General features: G+C 59.3%; 16 protein-coding genes. 12 read left to right on the top strand and 4 right to left on the bottom strand.

Translation table 11 applies throughout. From position 1 onward, the window contains the following. Positions 1-14: 14 nt before the first annotated feature. The 3 genes from ACZ3HH_RS23500 to ACZ3HH_RS23490 are packed head-to-tail and all read right to left on the bottom strand — an operon-like array spanning position 15 to position 4,554. Entirely contained in the window at positions 15-1,409 is a 1,395-nt protein-coding gene (locus ACZ3HH_RS23500) for an efflux transporter outer membrane subunit (protein WP_465808128.1), read from the bottom strand. A gap of 7 nt (positions 1,410-1,416) precedes the next feature. Continuing rightward, a complete protein-coding gene (locus ACZ3HH_RS23495) occupies positions 1,417-3,390 on the bottom strand; it encodes a MacB family efflux pump subunit (RefSeq protein ID WP_465808126.1) in 1,974 nt (657 codons plus the stop codon). Then, positions 3,391-4,554, bottom strand: a complete 1,164-nt coding sequence (locus ACZ3HH_RS23490) for an efflux RND transporter periplasmic adaptor subunit (protein ID WP_465808124.1) — start codon at positions 4,552-4,554, stop codon at positions 3,391-3,393. A 314-nt stretch (positions 4,555-4,868) separates the two neighbouring features. Here ACZ3HH_RS23490 and ACZ3HH_RS23485 point away from each other — a divergent pair, with 314 nt between their 5' ends. From ACZ3HH_RS23485 to ACZ3HH_RS23465, 5 genes are all read left to right on the top strand, one after another. Beyond that, positions 4,869-5,351, top strand: coding sequence for a sigma-70 family RNA polymerase sigma factor (locus tag ACZ3HH_RS23485; RefSeq protein WP_465808122.1), 483 nt, complete (start codon positions 4,869-4,871; stop codon positions 5,349-5,351). Between the two features lie 311 nt (positions 5,352-5,662). Beyond that, positions 5,663-7,000, top strand: a complete 1,338-nt coding sequence (locus ACZ3HH_RS23480) for a lysine N(6)-hydroxylase/L-ornithine N(5)-oxygenase family protein (protein WP_465808120.1) — start codon at positions 5,663-5,665, stop codon at positions 6,998-7,000. A gap of 323 nt (positions 7,001-7,323) precedes the next feature. Next, positions 7,324-7,761 carry a response regulator gene (locus ACZ3HH_RS23475; protein WP_465808118.1) on the top strand — a complete coding sequence of 146 codons (438 nt, stop codon included), beginning with the start codon at positions 7,324-7,326 and terminating at the stop codon, positions 7,759-7,761. A 154-nt stretch (positions 7,762-7,915) separates the two neighbouring features. Beyond that, positions 7,916-8,536, top strand: coding sequence for a response regulator (locus ACZ3HH_RS23470; protein WP_465808116.1), 621 nt, complete (start codon positions 7,916-7,918; stop codon positions 8,534-8,536). 12 nt (positions 8,537-8,548) lie between these two features. Beyond that, positions 8,549-11,761: a transporter substrate-binding domain-containing protein gene (locus ACZ3HH_RS23465; RefSeq protein ID WP_465808114.1), complete on the top strand. Its 3,213-nt coding sequence runs from the start codon at positions 8,549-8,551 to the stop codon at positions 11,759-11,761. Positions 11,762-11,782: 21 nt separating this feature from the next. Here the strand turns inward: ACZ3HH_RS23465 and ACZ3HH_RS23460 are convergent, their stop codons facing one another. Beyond that, complete coding sequence (locus ACZ3HH_RS23460) at positions 11,783-12,691, bottom strand: LysR substrate-binding domain-containing protein (RefSeq protein ID WP_465808112.1); 909 nt, start codon at positions 12,689-12,691, stop codon at positions 11,783-11,785. Positions 12,692-12,796: 105 nt separating this feature from the next. Between ACZ3HH_RS23460 and ACZ3HH_RS23455 the strand changes: the two genes are divergently transcribed. The 7 genes from ACZ3HH_RS23455 to ACZ3HH_RS23425 all read left to right on the top strand — a co-directional run bounded on the left by ACZ3HH_RS23455 (position 12,797) and on the right by ACZ3HH_RS23425 (position 23,299). Beyond that, positions 12,797-13,663 (top strand): pirin family protein, encoded by an 867-nt coding sequence (locus ACZ3HH_RS23455; RefSeq protein ID WP_465808110.1) that lies wholly within the window; start codon positions 12,797-12,799, stop codon positions 13,661-13,663. A 127-nt stretch (positions 13,664-13,790) separates the two neighbouring features. Further along, positions 13,791-14,417, top strand: coding sequence for an isochorismate family cysteine hydrolase YcaC (gene ycaC, locus ACZ3HH_RS23450; protein ID WP_123357471.1), 627 nt, complete (start codon positions 13,791-13,793; stop codon positions 14,415-14,417). A 189-nt stretch (positions 14,418-14,606) separates the two neighbouring features. After that, positions 14,607-16,052 carry a mechanosensitive ion channel domain-containing protein gene (locus ACZ3HH_RS23445; protein WP_465808108.1) on the top strand — a complete coding sequence of 482 codons (1,446 nt, stop codon included), beginning with the start codon at positions 14,607-14,609 and terminating at the stop codon, positions 16,050-16,052. A gap of 243 nt (positions 16,053-16,295) precedes the next feature. Continuing rightward, complete coding sequence (locus ACZ3HH_RS23440; RefSeq protein ID WP_465808106.1) at positions 16,296-16,736, top strand: carboxymuconolactone decarboxylase family protein; 441 nt, start codon at positions 16,296-16,298, stop codon at positions 16,734-16,736. A 319-nt stretch (positions 16,737-17,055) separates the two neighbouring features. Next, a complete protein-coding gene (locus tag ACZ3HH_RS23435; RefSeq protein WP_465808187.1) occupies positions 17,056-21,840 on the top strand; it encodes an RHS repeat-associated core domain-containing protein in 4,785 nt (1,594 codons plus the stop codon). 2 nt (positions 21,841-21,842) lie between these two features. After that, positions 21,843-22,196 carry a hypothetical protein gene (locus tag ACZ3HH_RS23430; RefSeq protein ID WP_465808104.1) on the top strand — a complete coding sequence of 118 codons (354 nt, stop codon included), beginning with the start codon at positions 21,843-21,845 and terminating at the stop codon, positions 22,194-22,196. Positions 22,197-22,294: 98 nt separating this feature from the next. Further along, positions 22,295-23,299 (top strand): tetratricopeptide repeat protein, encoded by a 1,005-nt coding sequence (locus ACZ3HH_RS23425; protein WP_465808102.1) that lies wholly within the window; start codon positions 22,295-22,297, stop codon positions 23,297-23,299. The last annotated feature ends 273 nt before the right edge of the window (positions 23,300-23,572 follow it).

Here is a 23,572-nt window from a genome sequence, read left to right as displayed (position 1 = left end):
ATGTTCACACTGAGCTAAAGGACTTGCCACCCCCCACCCAACGCCTTGTACAGCGCAATACTGGCCTGCAACCGCGACAATCTCAGTTGCACATTCAGATCCTGGGCGGCATACAGCGTGCGCTGGGTTTGCAGGACCGTGAGCAGGTCTTCGGCGCCGGCCTGGTAGCGGCTCTGGGCGATGTCGAAAGCGGTCTGCGCCTGGCTCAGTTCTTCCCCTTGCCACTGACGTTGTTCGTCCAGCCCGTGAATGCTGTTGAGCGCTTTTTCCACATCGGCAAAGCCATTGATGATTGCCCCGCGATAGGTTTCCAGCAGTTCCTGTTGACGCGCCGTGGCTTTGTCGCGGGTGGCGCTGAGGCGACCATTGTTGAAGACCGGCGCCACCAGCCCCGAGGACAGGTTGTAAAAGGTGGTGCGCAACAAATCCGAGGCCAGGTCGGCGCCGGTGCCCAGGCTGGCGGTGAGCGTCAGGGTGGGCAGCATCGCCGCGCGGGCGACGGTCACATCGGCCTGGGCGGCGGCGAGTTTGGCTTCGGCGCTGGCGATGTCCGGGCGGCGGCTCAACAGTTCACTGGGCACGCCGCTGGCAATCTGCGGCCAATGCAATTGATCGAACGGCTGCTCCGTCAGTGTCAGCGCCTGCACCGGTTGGCCGAGCAGGGCGGCGAGGGTGATCCGCGCTTCCCGGGCCTGTTGCTGCACCAGCGGCAGTTTGCGTTGCTGTTCGGCCACCAGGCTTTTTTGCTGAGCCAGTTCCAGCGCGGTGGCGCTGCCAGCGTCGTAACGGGTCTGCACCAATCGCAGCACGCTTTGGGCGTTGGCCAGGTTCAGCTCGGCGATCCGTTGCTGTTCACGTAACGACAAGGCCTGGGTGTAGCTGTTGGCCACGCCGCTTTGCAAGGTCAGCTCCACGGTGGCCCGATCGAACTCGCTGGCCTGCAAGCCGAGCAGGGCGCTGTCCCGGGCCGCCCGTTTGCCGCCCCAGAAATCGATTTCATAGCTGGCGCTCAGCGCGGCATCGTAATAATCCAGCGAGCGATTGTTGGGGTTGACGTCCAGTTGGCTATACCCCTTGCCATGCAGCAAGCGTTGACGATTGGCGTTGAGGCCAGCCTTGAGTTCGGGCAGCAGCGGGGCACCGGCGATGGTGGCGCTGGCCTGGGCTTGTTGCACCCGGGCGACGGCGGCAGCCAGGTCATGGCTGCCCACACTGGCCTGTTCGATCAGGCGATTCAGTTGTGGGCTGCCGAACTGCATCCACCATTGCCGATTGCTGTGTGCAGCGGCCGCGGTGTTCGGCGATTGCCAGGCAGCGGGTGGTTGCAGGCCACTGTCGGGGCGCGGCGCAGGGTTGCTGCAGGCGGCCAGCAACAGGCTGGCCGCCAGAAGGGTCAGGGGCACTTTCATAGGTCGATCATTCACTGGTAAGGGCCGTGACCGGATCGAGCCGGGCAGCCTTGCGGGCAGGCATGAAGCCGAAGATGACACCGGTGACCAGGGCGCAGCCGAAGGCGCCGAGCACGGCGAACAACTGGAACGCGACCGCGACGTTGCTCAGCAGCAGCACGCCACCGACCAGCAGCGCCAGGCCGATCCCGGCGACACCGCCGACCACCGAGAGCATCACCGCCTCGGTGAGAAACTGGCGCAGGATGTCGCGCTGACGGGCGCCGGTGGCCATGCGAATACCGATTTCCCGGGTGCGTTCGCGCACCGTCATCAGCATGATGTTCATGACGCCGATGCCGCCGACCAGCAGCGAAATCGCCGCAATCGAACCGAGCATCAATGACAGCGTGCCCTGGGTGCGGGCCTCGGCCTGGATCATCGCGGCGTTGTTGGTCAGCTCGAAATCGCGCTTGCCGTTGTGCTCGCGCAGCATCGTTTGTTCGATCGCCTGCTCGGCCTCCTTGACCTTGTGCGCATCCTTGGCGGCGATCACCACATACTCGGGGTTGCGACTGCCAAACAGACGCACACTGGCGGCCGAGTAGGGCACGGCGATGCGGTTGTCGCTGTCGGAGTCGCCGGAACTGGAACCTTTTTCGGCCAGCACGCCGAGCACCTGAAACGGCACGTTTTCGATCAGGATGTACTGGCCGATCGGGTCGCTCAGGTCTTTGAACAGCTTCTCCCGGACCTTGTGGCCGATCACCGCGACCGCGGCGGCGCTGTCTTCATCGGCCTGGGTGAAATAGCTGCCCTGAACCACCGGCCAATTGAAAATGCTCGGGAAGTTGGTGTCGTTGCCGCCCACATAGGCGGTGTGATCGGCGTTGCCGAAACGCACACCGGCCGTCGAGCCGTTGACCGGCATGATCCGCTGCACCTGGGGCAGGTTGGCGAGCGCGGTGACGTCGTTGAGGGTAATGATTCCGGGCGGTGTACGCGGATTGGGCGCGGCGCCGCTGAGGTAAATGATGTTGGAGCCAAAGGCGCCCATCTGCGCCATTACCTGTCGCTTGCTGCCTTCGCCCACCGCCAGCATCACCACCACCGACGCGACGCCAATGACAATCCCCAGCAGCGTCAGGGCGGTGCGGAAGCGATTGATCCACATCACGCGCCAGGCCGCCTGAATCGCGTCCAGCAGTTCGCCTTTCCAGGCGCCATTGGGCTCGCTGCCGGCGCTCAGGCGCTGGCGCAGGTCCACGGCTTGCAGCGCGCCGGGACGGGCCGTGCGCGGGGCGGCCGAGGGATGGGTGGCGGTGTCACTGATGATCAGGCCGTCGCGGATCTCGATGACCCGATTGGCGCGCCTGGCTACTTCGCGGTCGTGGGTGATCAGGATCACCACATGCCCCTGACTGGCCAGTTCATCGAGCAGGCTCATGACTTCGGCGCCGCTGTGGCTGTCGAGGGCGCCGGTGGGTTCGTCGGCGAGGATGATGTGTCCGCCGTTCATCAAGGCGCGGGCGATCGACACTCGTTGTTGCTGGCCACCGGAGAGCTGGTGCGGACGGTTGCCGGTGCGCGAACCCAGGCCGAGGCGCTCGAGCAGGGCCGCCGCGCGGGCATGGCGTTCGACCGCCGGGGTGCCGGCATAAATGGCTGGCATCTCGACGTTTTCCTGGGCCGATCCGGACGGGATCAGGTGATAGCCCTGAAACACGAAGCCGAAGGCCTCGCGCCGTAACCACGCCAGTTCGTCACTGCCCAGGCCGGCGACGTTTTCCCCGGCGAACAGGTAGTCGCCGCTGGTAGGGCGGTCGAGACAGCCGAGGATGTTCATCAGGGTCGATTTGCCGGAGCCGGAAGCGCCGACGATGGCGACAAATTCGCCGGCATGGATCGACAGGTCGATGCCGCGCAGCACTTCCACCAAGGGGCTGTCGCCACCGCCGTAGGCTTTGCGGATCTGTCGCAGGTCAATCAGGGGCGTTTGCATTCAGCCTCCGCTGCCGGTGGGCGGAGCACTCAGCACGTGATCGCCTTCCGCCAGCCCGTCGAGAATCTGCGTACGTAACCGGTCGCTGATCCCGGTCCGAACCTCGCGGCGCTGAACCTCGCCGTTAGCTGCTACTACTTGCGCCACTTGGCGATCCGCCGCGGTGCCGTTTTGCAGGGCCGCGGTGGGCACCGTCAGTACGTTCTGCGCCTGCCGGGCGACGAAAAATACCTGGGCGGTCATGTCGGTCATCAAGGCGTTGTCGGCGTTGTCGACATCCAGCAACACGGTGTAGAGCACCACCCGTTCACTGCCGCTGCGACCGCTGGTGGGGTTGCCACCCTGGGCCTGTTCGAGCGGGCGTGGCGGCACTGGCAAAATCTGCCGCACGGTGCTGCTCCAGCGCCGGCTGCCACCGCTGAGCGTGGTGAACCAGGCGGTCATGCCGGGTTTGACCTGGCCGATATCGGCCTCCGAAACCTCGGCCCATACGGTCATCGGTGACAACTTGGCAATGCGCAATATCAGCGGCGTTTGCTGTTGTGCGTTGAGCGTCTGGCCTTCCCGGGCGCCGACGGCGACCACCGTGCCGGACATCGGCGCGTAGATCCGCGTGTAACCCAGCTCCGCTTCATCGCTGCGCAAACTGGCCTGGGCTTGACGAATCTGCGCCTGGAACCTGTCGATGCGCGCTTGGGTCGCCCGCACTTCGGCGCGGGCGGTTTGCACATCTTCTTCGCGGGTCGCGCCGCCGGCCTTGAGGTTTTGCTGGCGCTGATACTTTTGCTGCGCCAGGTCGTGCTGGGCGCGCTGCTCTTGCAACTGAGCCTTTAGGTTGTCGATGGAAAAGCGCCCGGCGTCGAGTTTGGCTTTCTGGGTAGAAGGGTCGATCTCCACCAGCAGTTGGCCTTCCTTGATCTGATCGCCGGCCTCGACATGAATCTTCTGGATCTGCCCGGACGCCTGGGCGCCGACGTCGACGTAACGTCGCGGTTGCAGGGTGCCGAGGGCGGTCACGCTGTTTTCGATATCGGCGCGGGTCACGGCGGCGGTGGCAAGTTTTTCACGCCCCGGCGGGATCACTTGCCAGGCGGCCAGGGCCACGGCGGGGATCAGGCACAAAGCGACAAGCAGGGCGCGTCGGGTGGGGCGGGGACGTTTCATGCGGGGTTCCAGCCGGTGAAAATCGGCCCGTCGCTCGGCGAACGCGGCAGTGACCGGCGCCGCTGAACGCTGTCGGTGGACCGACAGACACGGGAAGCTGTCCTGTAAACGAGAACCCCTGAGCAGAATTTAAGCCTTGATACATGGGGTTACAGGACGACAAATGAGGTTATTTCTCAGGCAAATGGATCCAGTGCTTTAAATCTATATGAGAATTACTATAAATTACGCCCCTTGCGCGCTGCCATCATCGTGCCGCCATCTCTTTTATGGCGCACTCTTTATGGCACAGATTGGCCCAAGAACCGGGAGTCATGTTGGAAAACTACTATCGCGAGCTGGTGTGTTTCCTGAACGCCAAGCTAGGCAACCGTCAGGTGGCCGAAGATGTGGTGCATGACGCTTATCTGCGGGTACTGGAGCGTTCCAGTGACACGCCGATCGAACAACCCCGGGCGTTTCTTTATCGCACCGCGCTCAATCTGGTGATCGACGACCACCGACGCAATGCCTTGCGGCAGGTCGAATCCCTGGATGTGCTCGACAGCGAAGAGCGCTACTTCACGCCATCCCCCCACAACAGCCTCGATCACGGTCAACGCCTGGACATGCTCCAGCGCGCGCTGGCGGAGTTGCCACGGCTGTGTCGCGAGAGTTTTCTGTTGCGCAAGATCGATGGCTTGTCGCACCCGGAAATCGCCGAGCACCTGGGTATTTCCCGGGCGCTGGTGGAAAAGCACATCGTCAATGCGATGAAGCATTGCCGGGTGCGCATGCGCCAGTGGGACGCCCACTGATCGGCACGTTTAGTCGTAATTCTGTTCACTTAAGCGGATGAAATGATTCTGTGGCGAGGGAGCTTGCTCCCGCTGGGCTGCGCAGCAGCCCTCTTTTGTGAGCGCTTCGCACTCAAGCGGGAGCAAGCTCCCTCGCCACAAGGATTCAGGCAAGCCTTAAGTGAACAGCATTACCGTTTAATCAGGCCTCGTTAAATTTTTTTTCATTGTCCTCGTTTCTATTCAACAGACGATCTGCTGCCGAACAAGGCCGGTCAGGTCACCCAGGCGTTATCCCCGCTGGTCCGGGGTTCATCCAGAGGACACTGGAAATGACACAGGCAATTGCATCGCCCATCGTTCACGACCTGATCGGCGTCGGTTTCGGCCCTTCGAACCTGGCTCTGGCCATCGCCCTGCAAGAGCGCGGGCCGAGCCAGGGCGAGCTGGATGTGCTGTTTCTCGACAAGCAGGCGGACTACCGCTGGCACGGCAACACCCTGGTCACCCAGAGCGAACTGCAGATTTCCTTTCTCAAGGATCTGGTGACGCTGCGTAACCCGACCAGCCCGTATTCCTTCGTCAATTACCTCAAGCACCACGGTCGTCTGGTGGACTTCATCAACCTTGGCACCTTCTATCCGTGCCGCATGGAGTACAACGACTACCTGCGCTGGGTCGCCGGGCAATTTACCGAGCAGAGCCGCTATGGCGAGGAAGTGCTGGCCATCGAACCGGTGCTGCACCAGCAGCAGGTCGAAGCGCTGCGGGTGATTTCGCGTGATATGCAAGGTCTGCAGCATGTGCGCACCACCCGTTCGGTGGTGGTCAGCGCCGGCGGTACACCGCGCATTCCCGAAGCGTTCAAGGCACTCAAGGATGACGGCCGGGTGTTCCACCACTCCCAGTATCTGGAGCGCATGGCCAAGCAGCCGTGCGTGAACAACCAACCGATGAGCATCGCGATCATCGGCGGCGGGCAGAGTGCGGCGGAAGCCTTCATCGACCTCAACGACAGCTTCCCGTCGGTGCAGGTGGACATGATCCTGCGTGGCTCGGCCCTGAAGCCGGCCGATGACAGCCCTTTCGTCAACGAAGTGTTCTCGCCGGAGTTCACCGACCTGGTGTTCCAGCAGGCCAGCAGCGAACGCGAGCGTCTGGTCAACGAGTACCACAACACCAACTATTCGGTGGTGGACATCGACCTGATCGAACGCATCTACGGCATCTTCTATCGCCAGAAGGTCTCGGGCATCGCACGTCATGCGTTCCGCACGCTGACCACGGTCGAGAAAGCCACCGCCACCGAGCGCGGTATCGAACTGGCGGTGCGCAACAACGCCACCGGTGAAGTCACCGTTCGCCATTACGACGCCGTGGTGCTGGCCACCGGTTACGAGCGTCAGATGCACCGCAAACTGCTGGCACCGCTGGAACAGTACCTGGGCGATTTCGAGGTCGATCGCCACTACAAACTGATCACCGACGAGCGCTGCAAGGCCGGCATCTACATGCAGGGCTTCTGCCAGGCCAGCCACGGTTTGAGCGACACCTTGCTGTCGATCCTGCCGATCCGCGCCGATGAAATCGCCGGCTCGCTGTATGACCATGGCAAGTCGCGTGGGCATGGCCGGTCGGTGATGGATTTGTTGTTGGCCACTGCCAGCTAAATCTTCGGCGCCTGCCAGGCCGCCATCGCGGGCAAGCCCGCTCCCACAGTTTGATCTTCAATCACCCAAGTGGTGTTCACTGAAGATCCCTGTGGGAGCGGGCTTGCCCGCGATGGGGCCCTCAAAAGCACCACAAATCTTGAATCCTGAACCCTTCTGACTAACTCCGCACTGCAACTGCGCGGCGAATCCCGGCCCGTCCCTGAGAGCCATGTACTGAAGGGATAAGTGACACAGCTTTTAGGAAACGTCCTACAGAACGCTTCATGGCTCTTGCGTAGTCTTGCCGCCTCACTCATCAGGCATTGACCTGGAGGCACGCGATGACGAACAAAACCTTGCGTATCCTGATCGCCGACGAACAGCATTTTCATCGAATGAAAACCGAGCGGTTGTTCAATCAGCTCGGTTATTACCGGGTGGCACCGGTGCAAAGCCTTGCGGAGATGTTGACCCTGGTCGAGTACGGCTGCGAGCCATTTGATCTGGTCGTCATCAATGCCTCACTGGCAGGTGGGGTATTGGACCTGCCTGGGTTCTTCCTCGATAACCGTCAGGTTCGTCATGCCTTGATTTACGATGGTCGGCAGGTACAACTGCCGCCAACTCCTGTCGTTGGTGTTGAGCGGAAGATTCAGATAAGCCACTCGGCGCTGCCGGATTTTACGTCCATTCAACGGCTGATGACGCTCATCGACCCGCCTGCGTGTGAAGCTGCACCCTCCTTGAATCAAGAGCGATATCGGCAACGGATCGGTTGATTTTCGGGGCTACCGTTCGTCGGTACTATCACTTCTGTCAGGTACATTCTTTCTGCCTTCCATGCAAAAGTCTTAGCGCAGCCGTTGCGTCCGGTTCGTGGTCATCCGGCGTACATTCGTGCGCAATCGTCAGGTCTTTGCACAGGGAGTTGTCATGAAGTCAGTGCTGATTGTGGACGATCATCCGGTGGTACGCGCCGCAGTCAAAATCGTACTGGAGAAGGAGGGCTTCAAACGGATTCATGAGGCTGTCAGCGGTAGCGAGGCGCTGTCGATGCTCCGGGAGCATTCACCCACGTTGATGGTGCTGGATCTGGTCATGCCCGAAGGCGATGGGCTGGAGCTTCTGGACCGGATCAGTACCAGTGATTGGTCATGTCAGGTACTGGTTTTTACGTCCCTGGATCCGCTGTTTTTTCAAGAGCGTTGCATGCGCGCCGGAGCCATGGCGTATGTCTCCAAGACCAACGTCCTGAGTCAATTGCAAAAGGCCGTGCATGCGGTGATGACTGGTTACACCTATTTCGCACGACTGCCTTCGGGTTCGCAGAACCCCCTGCAAAGCAGCGAAAAACAGATGATCGACAAACTCTCCAACCGTGAATTGAGCATCCTGCAATACCTGGCCCGGGGTATGACCAACAAGGCGATCGGCGAGCTTATGCACTTGAGCCACAAGACGGTCAGCACCTACAAGACTCGCTTGATCGAAAAGCTCGGGGTGAACGCAGCGGTGCACTTGCGAGACTTCGCCAAGCGTAATCGTTTGATCTGAATGACCCCGACCATGCGCATATTTCTGTCGGCCTTGGCACTGAGCCTTTTAGCGCAATTATCCGCGGCGATGGCCGACGAGCCGCAGCGGTTGCAATTGCTGGGTCGCTCCAGCGTGGAGGGTTTTCAGGTCACGCTGGATCAAAGAGACTGGCAATGGCTACGCGATAAACGGGCTCTGCGCCTCGGGGTGACGGGGGCGGATTACCCGCCGTTCGAAGTGACGCGCCACCGCGATGAGCTGGAGGGCATCACGGCTGATTACGCCGAGCTGCTGGGGCAACTGCTGCACGTCAAGATCGACGTGTTGCGTTATGCCTCTCGCGAGGCAGCCATGGACGCCCTGAAACGTCATGAGCTGGATCTGCTCGGGACCTCGAATAACTTCGAAGCGACCGACCCCGCGCTGACCCGGTCCCGAGCCTATGCCGAAGATCAGCCGATGCTGGTCACTCGACTGGACGAGCGAATGCCTGTCGATCTTGCCGGCAAACGTATCGCCATGGTCGAAGACTATCTGTCAGCCCAGACGGTGGAGGCCTTCTACCCCGACGCGACCTTGCAGCGCTATCCCTCGGCACTCGATGCGCTCGGAGCGGTAGCGTTCGGGCCGGACGATGTGTACCTCGGCGACTTCATCAGCGCCAATTACCTGATCAACAATAACTACCTCAACAATGTCCATCTGGCGGGGCCTTCCGGTCTGGATGCCAATCCGTTCGGCTTCGCGTTGGCGAAGGACAATCCGCGTCTCAAAAGCATCATCGACAAGGCTCTGGCAGCGATTCCGATGGACCAGCGCGCGGTCATCGAGGTGCGCTGGAGTGCCGGCAGGGCCAATACGGCGGGGCAACAGCCGGTGCGTTTGAGCCCCAGTGAACAACGCTGGCTGGACCGGCATCCGACGGTCACTGTCGGCGCGATCGACAACTTTGCTCCGCTGACGTTCTACGATGCCCAAGGCCGGCTCAGCGGGTTGACGGCGCAGTTGCTGACGCTGATCAGCCAACGCAGCGGTGTGACCTTTCAGGTGCAACGCGGCCACTCTCTGGACCGGCAAATCGAGCAACTCCAGGACGGCGAGATCGATCTATTACCTGTGGTCACCCCCAGTACCGAGCGTGAAGACACGTTGCTCTTTACCCGCGCCTACCTCAGCAATCCATTTGTACTGGTCAGTGCAACGACGACGGGCAGCCCCAGGACGCTGGACGATCTGGCCGGTAAACGCCTGGCGATTTATCGCGGTCATCCGTTGTTCGGGTTCATGCAGGCCCGGGCGCCGCAGGTGCGCCTGGTCGAAGTGAAAAGCCCGGCCGAGGGTATGGAATGGGTGATCAAGGGGCAGGCTGATGCGACGCTCAGTTCATTGATCGTCGCCCGTTACCTGATCGCTCGGCATTACCGTGATCGTCTGCGCGTCAGCAGCACCGTGGGCGATCAACCCGCCCGAATCGCCTTGGCCACGCACCGCGGCGCGCAAGAGTTGCACTCGATTCTGAACAAGGCATTGCTGAGCATTTCGCCTCAGGAAATGGACGATCTGGTGGCTCGCTGGAGCAATGACGTGGTGCTGGATGACAGCTATTGGCTGCGTCACCGCAAGAGTATTTTTCAGGCCTTTGCCGTGGCTGGCGCCTTGCTGTTGTTCGCCTTTGGCTGGATCGCCTGGCAGCGCCGACAGATCCGCCAGCGCCAGCAATGGTTGCAGCAATTGCAGGACGCCAAAAACGAGGCGGACGATGCCAACCGCGCCAAAACCACCTTTCTGGCGACCATGAGTCATGAGATTCGCACGCCAATGAACGCCCTGATCGGCATGCTTGAATTGGCCCTCAAACGTGCCGACGAGGGCGTCACCGACCGTTTCGCCATTGAGTTGGCGTCCGGTGCCGCACAACAATTGCTGGCGCTGATCGGTGACATTCTGGACATCGCCCGTATCGAGTCCGGGCATTTATTCCTGACACCTGAGCGCGCCAATCTACGGGGGCTGGTGGAATCGGTGTGTCGGGTTTTCGAAGGCCTTGCACGGCAGAATGAGCTGGCGTGGCGCATCGATCTGGATGAACACAGCGACTGCGACGTGTTGATCGACCCCACCCGTTTCAAGCAGGTGCTGTCCAATCTGCTGAGCAACGCCATCAAGTTCACCCGTGAAGGTGAGATCAGCCTGACGCTGCGGGTGACGCCCGTTACGCCGGGGCATCTGGCGGTCAGTGTGCGCATTGAGGACACCGGCATCGGCATCAGCGACGTCGACCGGCAACGGCTATTCAGCCCGTTCGCACAAGCCAGCAATAACCGGCAATCGGCTCGCGGCGGCTCCGGGTTGGGCCTGGTGATCAGCCGCACTTTGTGCGAAATGATGGGCGGTCGGTTGCAACTCGACAGCGTGCTCGGGCAAGGCACGCGGGTGGACATCAATCTTGAGCTGATCGCATTGCAACCGTTGTCTTCCATTGAGGCAGTGGATAGCGGGTTGCAGACGCAGACGCGGCCACTGACGATTCTGGTGGTCGATGATCACCCGATTAATCGGCTGTTATTGTCATGGCAACTGTGTGATCTGGGGCATCACGTTATGCAGGCTGCGGATGGCGAGCGAGGACTTGAGCTGTGGCAGGAGCATGAGTTCGATCTGGTGGTTACCGACTGCAATATGCCCAGACTCAGTGGTTATGAACTGACGGGGGCAATCCGCGATGAAGAGCGCGCCCAGGGATTACCGCCGACGCTGATTCTGGGCTTTACCGCCAATGCGCAACCCGAGGAAAAAGTCCGCTGCCTGGAGGCAGGTATGGACGATTGCCTGTTCAAACCCATCCTGCTGGCGGATTTGAGCGCATGGTTGGCGTCCAGGTTTGTGAGCGAATTGCCAGAGGCGCTCGAAGAGCAACCCGGGCCCGAGATGGATTTGAGTGGCCTGGAGCAGTACGTCGGTGCGGACCGCACGTTGCTTGATCACCTGGTGCGCGAACTGATCGTGACCAATCGGGCTGATCGGGAGAACCTGCTTCAAGCGCGCGGCAATCGCCATGTTCTGCGAGACCTGGCGCACCGTATCAAGGGCAGTGCGCGCATGGTCCGGGCGGCACGCTTGATCAGGAGCTGCGAGCATCTGGAGCATGTCATCGACAAAGCTGACCCGGCGGCGGTTGATGAAGCTATCGACCAGTTGCAGCACGCGATGTCATCGTTGGACAAGCATTTGAACCAAGGCTAACGGGAAGATCTTTTGATCTTTTCAAGCAATATCGCTATGGCTGAATTCCTCCCCCAGAAAGTCGATCAAGGTCCGCACCGATGGCAGCAATCCGCGTCGTGAGGGGAAGATCGCATGCACGATCCCGCACTTGGGTGTCCAGCCTGGCACCAGCTCCACCAGTCGGCCGGCGGCAATGTCATCACGCACTACCACACTGGGCAGGTGGGCGATGCCGATGCCGGCGAGCACCGCGTGACGCAAGGCCAGCAAGTCGTCGGTGACCATCCGCGGGGTATGACGAATCAGCGCGCTGGCACCGTCGGCACCGAACAATTCCCACTGATATTCACGCTGCGCGCCACCCCAATGCACGCTCGGCAGGCCACTGAGGTCGGCCGGCGTGGCCGGTGACGACAAATGCTGCAAAAACGCCGGACTGCCCACCAGGCACTGGGTGCTGTTGCCCAGTACCTTCATCACCATGTCGGTGTTTTCCAGCGGTGGAAAGCGCACCCGCAGGGCGATGTCGAACCCCTCATGAATCAGATCGACCCGGCGGTTGGTGCTTTCGATGAACAACTCCACCAACGGGTATTTGAGCATGTAGCGGGTGAGCATCGGGCCGACCCAGGTATTCAGCAACGCCGTCGGGCAACTGATGCGCACCAGGCCCTGGGGTTCGGAGCGATTGCGTTCGATCAGTTCGGCGGCGCTTTCGGCTTCCACCCGCATGGCCAGGCAGCGCTGGTAATAAGCCTGGCCGATTTCGGTCAATGAGCAATGCCGGCTGGTGCGGTGCAGCAGCCGCACGCCGAGGCGTTCTTCGAGCTCGGCGATGCGTCGGCTGAGCTTGGATTTGGGCATGTCCAGCGCACGCCCGGCGGGGGCGAAACCGCGGTGTTCCACCACCTGAGTGAAGTAGTACAGGGTGTTGAGGTCTTCCACCATCGTTCTCCAAATAGAACGCTAAGGCTGATTTTTGCAGTCTAGCGCACAAAAGGCGCCGGTTTTAAGCTTTGTCCATCGCGTCACACAACAGATTTGGAGGAAAAGATGAAAAACATCATCGGTGTCTACACCAGCCCACGAACCCATTGGGTCGGCGACGGTTTTCCGGTTCGTACGCTGTTTTCCTACGACAACCTGGGTAAACACATCAGCCCGTTTCTGCTGCTGGATCACGCCGGTCCCGCCGAATTCACCCCGACCACCGAGCGTCGTGGCGTTGGTCAGCATCCGCACCGTGGTTTCGAAACCGTGACTATCGTTTACAAGGGCGAAGTGGAACACCGCGACTCCACCGGCAGCGGCGGCAAGATCGGTCCCGGCGACGTGCAATGGATGACCGCAGCCTCGGGGATTCTTCATGAAGAGTTCCACTCCGAAGGTTTCGCCAAGCGCGGCGGCACCCTGGAAATGGTGCAGCTGTGGGTCAACCTGCCGGCCAGGGACAAGATGGCCGAGCCCGGTTACCAGACGATTCTCGACGGTGACATTCCGAGCCTCCCGCTCAAGAACAATACTGGCAGCTTGCGCCTGATCGCCGGTGAGTTCGACGGCCGTAAAGGCCCGGCGCGGACCTTCACGCCAATCGACGTTTGGGATATTCGCTTGAACGCCGGCAAGTTGCTGACCCTGGACCTGCACGAAGGGCGCAACACGGCACTGGTGGTGCTGCGTGGCACGGTTCAGGTCAATCAAAAGGAACTGGTGCGAGAAGGGCAATTGGCGTTGTTCGAGCGCGACGGCGATCAGCTCAGTCTGGAAGCCAATAACGACGCCGTGGTGCTGCTGCTCAGCGGCGAGCCGATCGACGAACCCATCGTCGGCCACGGCCCGTTCGTGATGAACACCGAGCAAGAGATTCACCAGGCCTTTGCCGACTTCCAGTCGGGTCGGTTCGGCCGGATGAGTGATTGAAATCATTGTTGTAGCGCTATGGCGTGCCGGGCTTGGCTGACAACGCATGCCTGGTCACGTTGAAACGAAAAAACAGAGTTCACTTACGCCGGCCCGTTCGGCATCGATAAAAAGCGAGGATTACCCCATGACTACTTCCTACAAACGTCTCGACAAAGATAACGCCGCCGTTCTGCTGGTCGATCACCAGGCGGGTTTGCTTTCTCTGGTGCGCGACATCGATCCGGACCGTTTCAAGAACAACGTGCTGGCCTTGGCCGACCTGGCCAAGTACTTCAAGCTGCCAACGATTCTGACCACCAGTTTCGAAACCGGCCCCAACGGCCCACTGATGCCGGAACTCAAGGCACTGTTCCCGGACGCGCCGTACATCGCTCGCCCTGGCCAGATCAATGCCTGGGATAACGAAGACTTCGTCAAGGCGATCAAAGCCACTGGCAAGAAGCAACTGATCATCGCCGGTGTGGTAACCGAAGTCTGCGTGGCGTTCCCGGCGCTGTCGGCCCTGGCCGAAGGTTTTGAGGTGTTCGTGGTGACCGATGCTTCCGGCACGTTCAACGAACTGACCCGTCAATCGGCGTGGGATCGCATGTCTTCCTCCGGCGCCCAGCTGATGACCTGGTTTGGCCTGGCCTGTGAGCTGCATCGCGACTGGCGCAACGACGTGGAAGGTCTGGCGACCCTGTTCTCCAACCACATCCCGGACTACCGCAACCTGATGACCAGCTACAACACCCTCACCAACAGCAAGTAAACCCTGGCAGCACATACACACATAACCTGTGGGAGAGGGCTTGCCCGCGATAGCGGTCGATCAGTCAACATCACATTGACTGATCAATTGCCATCGCGGGCAAGCCCGCTCCCACAGTGTTTTGTGTTGTTCTGAAGACATCAAATCCTCCTACACTGTGCTCATCCGTACTATTGCTGGAGTCGCTCGATGCTGTCACTGCTCACCGATCACCCGTTGCTCAGCGCGCTGATTCTGATCCTGATCGATCTGGGATTGTGGCGTTTGATCACCGCCAGCGGCAGCAATTGGAAACTGGTCGTGCGGCTGGTGATTTTCGCGCTGTTCAGCATGCTGCTGTTCAACGAAGGCATGAACCCCATGGAGACGGCGCCCTGGGTCGACAACGTCCCGCTGCACCTGGCGGCCACCGGTTTGCAGATCGGCTGGTGGCTGTTTGGCGCGCGCACTCTGACGGTGCTGATCGGTGCGGTGATGATGCAACGGGTCGGGCACACCGGGCGCTTGCTGCAGGATTTGCTTGGCGCGGTGATCTTCCTGATCGCGATTATCGCCGCCCTCGCGTACGTACTCGATCTGCCGGTAAAGGGCGTGCTGGCTACGTCCGGAGCGTTGGCGATTATCGTCGGCCTGGCCTTGCAAAGCACCCTCAGCGACGTGTTCTCCGGGATCGTCCTCAACACCACCAAACCCTATCAACTGGATGACTGGATCTCCATCGACGGCACCGAAGGCCGGGTCATCGACATCGACTGGCGCGCGACGCGCCTGCAAACGGCCCAGGGCAGCATGGCGGTGATCCCCAACTCACTGGCAGCCAAGGCCAAGATCATCAACTTCAGCCGGCCCAGTGACATTTTCGGCGTCTCCGTCAGCTTGCAACTGAGCCCGCACGCACGTCCACAAACGGTGATCGACGCGTTGGAACGGGCGATGCAAGGATGCCGCTATCTGTTGAATAAACCGGCGCCATGCGTAGCGTTGAAAGGCTCAAGCGCCACGGGCGTGGAATACGAAATCAGTGGTTTCGTCGTCTCGATGGACCAGAAACGCATGGTTCGCAATCTGCTGTTCGACCTGGCGTTCCGGCACTTGCAAGCCAGCGGTGTCAGCCTGTTGTCGAACGTCGAACCGAATGCACCTGCCAACCTGTCGCGGCCACGAGCACTGCTGGACGCCTCGAACATTTTCTCGACCCTGCGTCAGGAAGAGAAAGAAACCTTCAGTCAGAACATGAAACTGCAAACTTTCCGCCCCGGTGAAATGATCCTGCCGGCGGGGGAGGTCAGCGATCATTTGTTCATCATCGAATCCGGCGTCGTGTCGGTGGAGCTGAGCCGCGGCGGGGTCAAGTTCGAAACCGGGCGCATGGGGCCGGGCGAGGTGATCGGCGAGGGCGGGATTTTGTCCAATACGGCGATGCCGGCAGACTTTATCGCCAAGACGGTCTGCAGCTTGTACCGAATCGAGAAGGAATACCTCCAACCGTGCCTGGATGCGCGGCATGACATCGGCGAAGCGATGAAGGCGTTGCTGGATTTCCGCTTAAACAAGGCTCAGACACTGATTCAGGAAACACCCAAGGTGGTGGAGAAGAAAGGGTTTTTGCAGTGGTTGCGCAAGCGTAGCGGCTGATGTGTTGGTTGCCTGTTCCGGCCCTTCGCGAGCAGGCTCGCTCCCACATTTGATCTTCAGTGAACACAGGTTTTGTGTCCGGCGAAGATCTAATGTGTGTGCGGGCTTGTTCGCGAAGGGGCCAGAAGAGTCACCCCAATCCAGTGGTCCATTGGCATCCTCAACTTCCCAATAATTGGCTATTTGTTCAACGGCAGGTCCGCATTAACGTAGCGCCAACCCCACCCGTAATTGGAGCTCACCATGCAACCTCGTATCGATTTCTACACCGCCTCCCCGGACGGTCTCAAAGCCATGATGGCCCTGGAAGCCGCCGTCTCGAAGCTGCCCCTGGAAAAGTCGCTGATCGAACTGGTGAAGCTGCGCGCTTCGCAGATCAACGGCTGCGCCTTTTGCATCGACATGCACACTGCCGATGCCATCAAGGGCGGGGAAACTCCACGCCGACTGTTCGCCGTGACGGCCTGGCGCGAGGCACCGTTCTTCACTGATCGTGAACGGGCGGCTCTGGCCTGGACCGAATCCCTGACCCAACTGAGCCTGACCCATGCCCCGGATGAGGACTATGCGCTGCTCAGCGCCGAGTTCAGTCCCAAGGAAATGGTCGACCTGACCGTGGCGATTTCCACCATTAACAGCTGGAACCGCCTGGCCGTGGGCTTTCGCAAAATGCCTCAGGTGTAACGCCCTGGCATTTCTAATGCCAATCAGTTAAGGAGTTGAACACCGCAGCCCCTGTGGGAGCGAGCCTGCTCGCGATAGCGACGGGTCAGCCAACATTGATGCTGAATGTACCGCCGTCATCGCGAGCAGGCTCGCTCCCACCTGGATTACGCGTTATTGAGTCGCTGTTAATCAGCGAATCTCCCTACAGCTATTTCCACCTTTCCCGACTTCTTTCCTGATCGATCCCCCGCAAAGTCCCCGCGCCTAATTTTCTGCGCGAGGGATTGCTGATGCCTGACCCGATTTTTCACTCCACTTCATGCCGTTCAGTGCGTTGATGGAGCACATCGCCCGCATCGAGCAGGAACTCGACAGCTTCCCGCACACCCTCTCGCTCTATCGCGAACAGCTCAATCACTGGCTCAGCCAGGCCGCCGACCAGGCCAGCCATGTGGCGGATCTGCCATCGCTGATGGGCATGGAACGGATCATTTGGTTCGGCAATGTCAGCACCGCTGTGAGCAGTGGCGACGACGACTTTATCTCCACTGTCGTCCAGTGCCCGAAAGGCGGGATTCTGGAAATCGAGAGCAAGTTCGAATCGGTTTACGACATTCCGTTGGGGAACATTCAGGTCGATGTGATTGCCATGGATGGGGGTAAGTCGACGCCGGTCACGCTCGATGAAAACGGCAAGGGAACGTTCCGAGGGGAAGAGGGTAAGTTCTACCGCGTTCATGTCCAGGGTGAAGTTGCACCCTCGAAAATCAATGACCTTTTTGATTCCTACAAAGGCCTGACCAACGAACTGGAGGGTTGGCTACGCAAGGAGTGGGAAGGATTTAAACCGCAATGGTCGCAATCGACATTTGCGGCCGTCGGTAACGGCATGCTGGCGGGCAGTTGGGCGGCGGTCATCGGTGTTTGGGACAGCCTCAGCCTGCTCTCGGACATTCTTCAGGATCCCCGCAAGTTCGTTGAACGGCTGGGCAGCGGCGCCGATGAGTTGGCCAGTCTTGCGCAGACAGCGCCGGAGGTCATGGCCAAAGTCCAGCTGCTGGCCAGTGACGAAGCGGCGCTCTGTTTACTGCTGCGTACCGCGACTCTCTGGCTGGAAATGCTCCCACCCAGCGAGATCGCCGGCAACGCGGCAGAGACGGCCAGCTACGTCATTGTCTCGGTGCTGATCGACATTCTGATTGCTTCAGCGCTGGCTTTCACGCGAGTCGGTCTACCCGCCGCCAAAGCCTATCTAACCGCTCGCGGGCTCAAATACGGGATGGGGCTGGCCAGTCTTGCGATGCGTTTCGTCGAGGCGACTTTCAATATCCTCAGCGCCTTCATGAAGTACGTCGACCAATACAAAGCCGTCGCCGCACGCGGTGTGGTCGCGGGTTTGAAAAAAGGTCGGATGCAACTGCGTTGGGATGCCAAACGCAACACCACGCTCAAGCAAAACGAACACCACGACGACTCCCCCGATCAAGCAAAAAACCCCAACGGTGACAGCGCCACTTGCGTGCCGTCCACCTGCAAGAACGGCTGCCCGGTGTCGATGGTCACCGGCGAAGAACTGCTGACCCTCACCGATGGTGCGCTGGACGGCATTCTGCCGTTCGACTTCACCCGGCTCTACCGCACCAGCGCCGTCGAGATCGACTGCGGGCTGGGCTTTGGCTGGAGTCATTCGCTCGCGCATCGACTGGAAATCGATGGCGATCAGGTCATCTGGATCGACCACGAAAACCGTCGCACCCCCTTCCCGCTGCCGAACAATGAACGCCCGGCGATCCACAACAGCCTCTCTCGCGCCGCGATTTATCTCGGCAATGACCCCGAGGAACTGATCCTCGCCCAAGCCGGCGACGACACGCGGTTCTACCACTTTCACCACGGTCGGCTGACGGCGATCAGCGACGCGTACGACAACCGCCTGCGCGTCACTCGCGACCGCCAGCAGCGCATCCAGCGCCTCGACAACGGCGCCGGCCGCGCCTTGCTGTTGCGTTATGACCGCGCGCATCTGATCGCCGTCGACTACCAGCGATTTGCTCCGGCCCAGACCCTCGCCGAGGCCTGGCACACCGAACAAACGCTGGCCAGTTACCGCTACGACGAACGCGATCAACTGATCGAAGCGAGCAACGCCGCGGGGGAAAGCGAGCGTTACGACTACGACGACCGGCACGTCATCCTGCAGCGGCAACTGGCCGGTGGCGCGAGTTTCTTCTGGGCGTGGGAACGCTCCGGCAAGGCGGCGCGTTGCGTTCGGCACTGGGCGTCGTTCGCGCAGATGGAGGCGCGCTATGTCTGGGATGACCAGGGCAGCGTCACCGTCCAGAACATCGACGGCAGCCAAGAGGTTTACCTTCATGACGACCGGGCGCGGCTGGTGCGCAAGGTCGAGCTGGACGGCGGCGAAAAGCTCAAGGCCTATGACGACCAAGGTCGGCTAATTGCCGAGCAGGATCCGCTCGGGGCTGTCACTGAATACCGTTACGACGAAGTCGGACGGTTGGTGGCGCTGATTCCACCGGAAGACGAGCCAACGGCCTACGAGTATCGCAACGGTTTCCTGCATGCACGCTATCGCGGCAAAGCGGTGTGGACCTATCAGCGCAATGCTCAGGGCGAAGTCACTGAAGCCACCGATCCCGACGGCCAGGTCACCTACTATCACTACGACGAAAAAGGTCAGCTGCTGTCGATCCGCTACCCGGACGCCAGCCGCCATGTGTTCGTCTGGAATGCCTTGGGGCAGCTGGTCGAGGAAACGCTGCCGGATGGCGGGCAGCGACGCTTTTCCTACGATGCGCTGGGGCGGCAGACGACCCGTCAGGACGAACACGGTGCACTCACACAGTACCAATGGGATGCGATTGGCCGACTGATTCAGACGACCCTTCCTACTGGCGCCAGCCGCGCCTATAGCTACAACGCCTACGGCAAGATCACCGCCGAACGCGATGAACTGGGGCGCATCACCCGTTACGAATACGTCGACGACCTGCACCTGGTCAGCCGCCGGATCAATCCCGATGGCACGCAACTGCGTTATCGCTACGACAACGCGCAGTTACAGCTGACGCAAATCGAAAACGAATCCGGCGAGAAATATCGCCTGGACTACACGCCGAACGGATTGATCCGACAGGAAACCGGTTTCGACGGCCGCCGCACCGCGTACGCCTACGACCTCAACGGCCACCTGCTGGAGAAAACCGAGTTCGGCGACGACGGCTCGCCGCTGATCACGGCCTATCAACGGGATTCGGCCGGACGCCTATTGGTCAAGACGCTGCCCGACGGCATCAGTGTCGAATACCGCTACGACTCGCTGGGCCGACTGACCAGCGTCGACGATGGCCACGACCATCCGCTGGAATTCGAGTACGACCAGCAGGATCGCCTGATCACCGAGCACCAAGGCTGGGGCACCTTGCGTTATGGTTACGACGCTTGCGGCCAGCTCAACCGCCTGCGCCTGCCGGACGGCAGCAAACTCGATTACCACCATGCCAAGGGCGGCGCGCTGACGGCCATCGACCTCAACGGCGCGCGGCTCACCACTCACCAGTTTGCCTTCGGACGCGAACAAAACCGTCAGCAAGGTCTGCTGCTCAGCGAATATGCCTACGACGACCAAGGCCGTTTGAAGGCCCATGCCGTCAGCCAACAGCAAAAAAACCTGTACCGCCGCGACTATGCCTACAGCCTCAACGGCAATCTCGACCACATCGCCGACACCCGCCACGGCCAACGCAATTACCAATACGACCCGCTCAACCGCCTGACTCGCGTGCGCCACACCCGCGACGACCCAGCGGAAAGCTTCGCCCACGACCCGGCCGGCAACCTGCTGATGCAGGATCGGCCCGGCCCGACGACCGTCAAAGGCAATTGCCTATTGATGCAGGGCGACCGCCACTACGACTACGACGCCTTCGGCAACCTGATCCGCGAACGTCGCGGCACCGCGCAAAAACTCGTCACCGAATACCGCTACGACGGCCAGCATCGGCTGGTCGGCGTCACCACGCCGGACGGTCGTTGCTCCAGTTACCGCTACGACGCCTTCGGGCGGCGTATCAAGAAAACCGTCGACGGCAAAACCACTGAGTTCTTCTGGCAGGGTGACAACCTCGTCGCTGAAAGCAGCCGCGAACACTACCGCAGCTACGTCTACGAACCGGGCAGCTTCCGTCCGCTGGCGATGCTCGACGGCAAAGGCCCGCGCAAGGCTTGCCCGTTCTACTACCAACTCGATCATCTCGGTACGCCGCAGGAACTGACGGATTTCGGTGGCGAGATTGTGTGGTCGGCGAAGTACAACGCCTACGGCAAGGTCACGCATCTGGCGTTCGGTGGGGGCGAACAGCTCGACCAGCCACTGCGCTTTCAGGGCCAGTACTTCGACGCCGAGAGCGGTCTGCATTACAACCGGCATCGCTACTATGATCCGGAGGTTGGACGGTACCTGACGCCGGATCCGATCAAGTTGGCGGGTGGGCTGAATCAGTACCAGTACACGCCGAACCCGACGGGGTGGGTTGATCCGTTGGGGTTGAGCGGGAACTGTCCGCCACCGAATAAGCCTGGGTGTGGGGCGCCGGATGATACGACTGGCGCTAGGGTTGATGAAGGTGAGCCGGCGCTGCCGAAGCTGACGGGTGCGGAGCGGAGGGCGCGGATTGATGAGCTTGCGGAGGCGAACGCATATCGACGTTTAGATGAGATGGAGAAGTCCACAGAAGGTGCTCATTTTCTAAAAAAACACGGTAAACAGACTAGTTTGGAGTCTCAACGTGATCGAGCTATGACGGGCAGGAACCCAGCAACAGGAGAAATTGAAAGGTACACAACAGGAAGGAGGGCCGGTCAACCGAAAATACCTACTGCAGCGACACGTTTTTTTAGCTATAGGGATCAATTGAACGTCATTCAACGTGCTCAGCTAATATTCAGGCGAAATGGTCATGCAGCCTCGAAATTGCCGATGAATATGGGTAAAGAAATTGGTGAGGGATATAAGCGCGGTGGTTTAGTGTATGGAAGGCAAAAGGATGCAATCGCCATATTAGATACGACTGGTGCTCCAATAACGACTTTTGCGGATTTTTGAATATGAAACGTCCCCCTGAACTTGCTATTTTGCGTGGTCTGCTATTTTTGTTCGATATTGATAATGTTGATGGCGATGAAAGAGAAGAGATCATAGTTTCAAAAAATGTAAATGATGAAGTTGAGCTCTCTGAGCTGTTCGACATACTTATGCGTCCGGAGTTTGCCTCCTATAGCGGAAGTGATCGCGAATGGTTCATAGATACATTAAATTACTATTTAGGTAGTGGTGAAAGCTTCGATTCTATATTTGATAAAATAACAACCTATTTTGATGATGAGGTGGAAGATCGGCGGAGATTTATGCGGGTTCTATTGGAGTGTTTGTTGAGGTATCAGGCTGAATTAGTAAAATAAAGTTGCCGTCAGTTTTTGTATGATGGTGATTAAACAAGCTTGTCTTCTTTGTGTCTGAATGGCGTTTGATATGACGTCAGTCTGAATGACATATATGAGTGTTGGCGCTATGGAAGGGTGTTTTTGTGGTTTGCTCGTTGAAAAAAATTAGATTTGGTTTGCCAGTCGTGGCTTTAATGTTGGCTGGTAACGCTTGGGCCAATCAGTCGGAGGGTTTGCTTGCCGCGATGGAGTCGGGGAAGTGTAATCCTGAGGCCGTAATGCTACATGATTTGGCCTTGACGGGTGACGCTGTAAGCCAGCTGGCTTTTGCTAACGCAGCCGATAAAGATTTATGTGGTGTAGTAGAAATGTGGTGGGAGTATTCATTTTATTGGTATCGAAAGTCTGCCGAGCAGGGAAACGCTGCTGCGCAAGCAGCACTTGCAAAGTATCTTGCAACCCATTGGAATCGCGAGAACGAAACAGAGGCTTTAGTCTGGTATCAGCGCGCGGCAGATCAGGGGAATGCGGACGCAAAATTTGGTCTGGCCCAAATGTATGGGCGTGGAAAGACCAAGTCGGATAATCTGCGAAAAGATGATAAGTTGGCTCTTAAGTTGTACAAAGAAGCCGCTGCGGCAGGCCATGAGATGTCTTGGTTTGTCCTGTCTCATATTTATGAGACTGGTAGCAATGGTGAAGAAAAAAATGAGGTGGTCGCAGCATATTGGAATCGAAAAGCTGCTGAAAAAGGAAACTCTTCCGCGCAATGGCGATTAGCACGTATGTATGAGCAGGGTCGTGGTGTCGATCAAAATTATGAGGAGGCTAGGAGTTGGTATAAAAAGGCTGCCGCTCAAGATGATATATATTCACAGACTGGCTTGGCTAAAATGTATCGGAGTGGTAGGGGCGGTCCACGGGATGAAAAACTGGCGCTTCAGCTGTTTCATCAAGCGGCTGAGGCCGGCGACTCTAATGCTCAGTTTGAGCTCGGGATGATATATGCAAAAGGCTTAATTGGGATGGTTCGTAGTGAAGAGAAGTCAATGTACTGGCTTAAAGAGTCTGCGAGCTCTTGGAATCCATTGGCGATTAAGGAGCTTGAAAGACAGCGCTAGGGGCGATTTTTTTGGGGACAAGGTCATCGGAAGTTTCCTTCAACTCGTAGCGGTTTCCATGAACTGGTGCGAAATGTTTTCCATCGATAGTCTCTGGTGGTCACTGAAGATTCAGTGGCAGGGTGTAGGAACCCTTCAAGACTAGAGAGGACGCTTCGGCGTCGACACCTGAATTGCGGCCATCGACGTGCGTCCGTAAGATTAGTTGCGGCGGCTGTGCGCGGGCACGCTTCGGTGTGGTCGAGTTTGCTCTGGTCTCGATATTCCTACCCC

This window comes from Pseudomonas sp. PME37.24/025, from assembly GCF_055556615.1.
Note: the sequence above shows the minus strand (reverse complement) of the source record. Positions and strands in the feature narration are given on the sequence as shown.

Coding starts and splice junctions, on each gene's coding strand:
- ACZ3HH_RS23500 (WP_465808128.1), bottom strand. CDS start 1,409: ATGAAAGTGCCCCTGACCCTTCTGGCGGCCAGCCTGTTGCTGGCCGCC.
- ACZ3HH_RS23495 (WP_465808126.1), bottom strand. CDS start 3,390: ATGCAAACGCCCCTGATTGACCTGCGACAGATCCGCAAAGCCTACGGC.
- ACZ3HH_RS23490 (WP_465808124.1), bottom strand. CDS start 4,554: ATGAAACGTCCCCGCCCCACCCGACGCGCCCTGCTTGTCGCTTTGTGC.
- ACZ3HH_RS23485 (WP_465808122.1), top strand. CDS start 4,869: ATGTTGGAAAACTACTATCGCGAGCTGGTGTGTTTCCTGAACGCCAAG.
- ACZ3HH_RS23480 (WP_465808120.1), top strand. CDS start 5,663: ATGACACAGGCAATTGCATCGCCCATCGTTCACGACCTGATCGGCGTC.
- ACZ3HH_RS23475 (WP_465808118.1), top strand. CDS start 7,324: ATGACGAACAAAACCTTGCGTATCCTGATCGCCGACGAACAGCATTTT.
- ACZ3HH_RS23470 (WP_465808116.1), top strand. CDS start 7,916: ATGAAGTCAGTGCTGATTGTGGACGATCATCCGGTGGTACGCGCCGCA.
- ACZ3HH_RS23465 (WP_465808114.1), top strand. CDS start 8,549: ATGCGCATATTTCTGTCGGCCTTGGCACTGAGCCTTTTAGCGCAATTA.
- ACZ3HH_RS23460 (WP_465808112.1), bottom strand. CDS start 12,691: ATGGTGGAAGACCTCAACACCCTGTACTACTTCACTCAGGTGGTGGAA.
- ACZ3HH_RS23455 (WP_465808110.1), top strand. CDS start 12,797: ATGAAAAACATCATCGGTGTCTACACCAGCCCACGAACCCATTGGGTC.
- ycaC (WP_123357471.1), top strand. CDS start 13,791: ATGACTACTTCCTACAAACGTCTCGACAAAGATAACGCCGCCGTTCTG.
- ACZ3HH_RS23445 (WP_465808108.1), top strand. CDS start 14,607: ATGCTGTCACTGCTCACCGATCACCCGTTGCTCAGCGCGCTGATTCTG.
- ACZ3HH_RS23440 (WP_465808106.1), top strand. CDS start 16,296: ATGCAACCTCGTATCGATTTCTACACCGCCTCCCCGGACGGTCTCAAA.
- ACZ3HH_RS23435 (WP_465808187.1), top strand. CDS start 17,056: ATGGAGCACATCGCCCGCATCGAGCAGGAACTCGACAGCTTCCCGCAC.
- ACZ3HH_RS23430 (WP_465808104.1), top strand. CDS start 21,843: ATGAAACGTCCCCCTGAACTTGCTATTTTGCGTGGTCTGCTATTTTTG.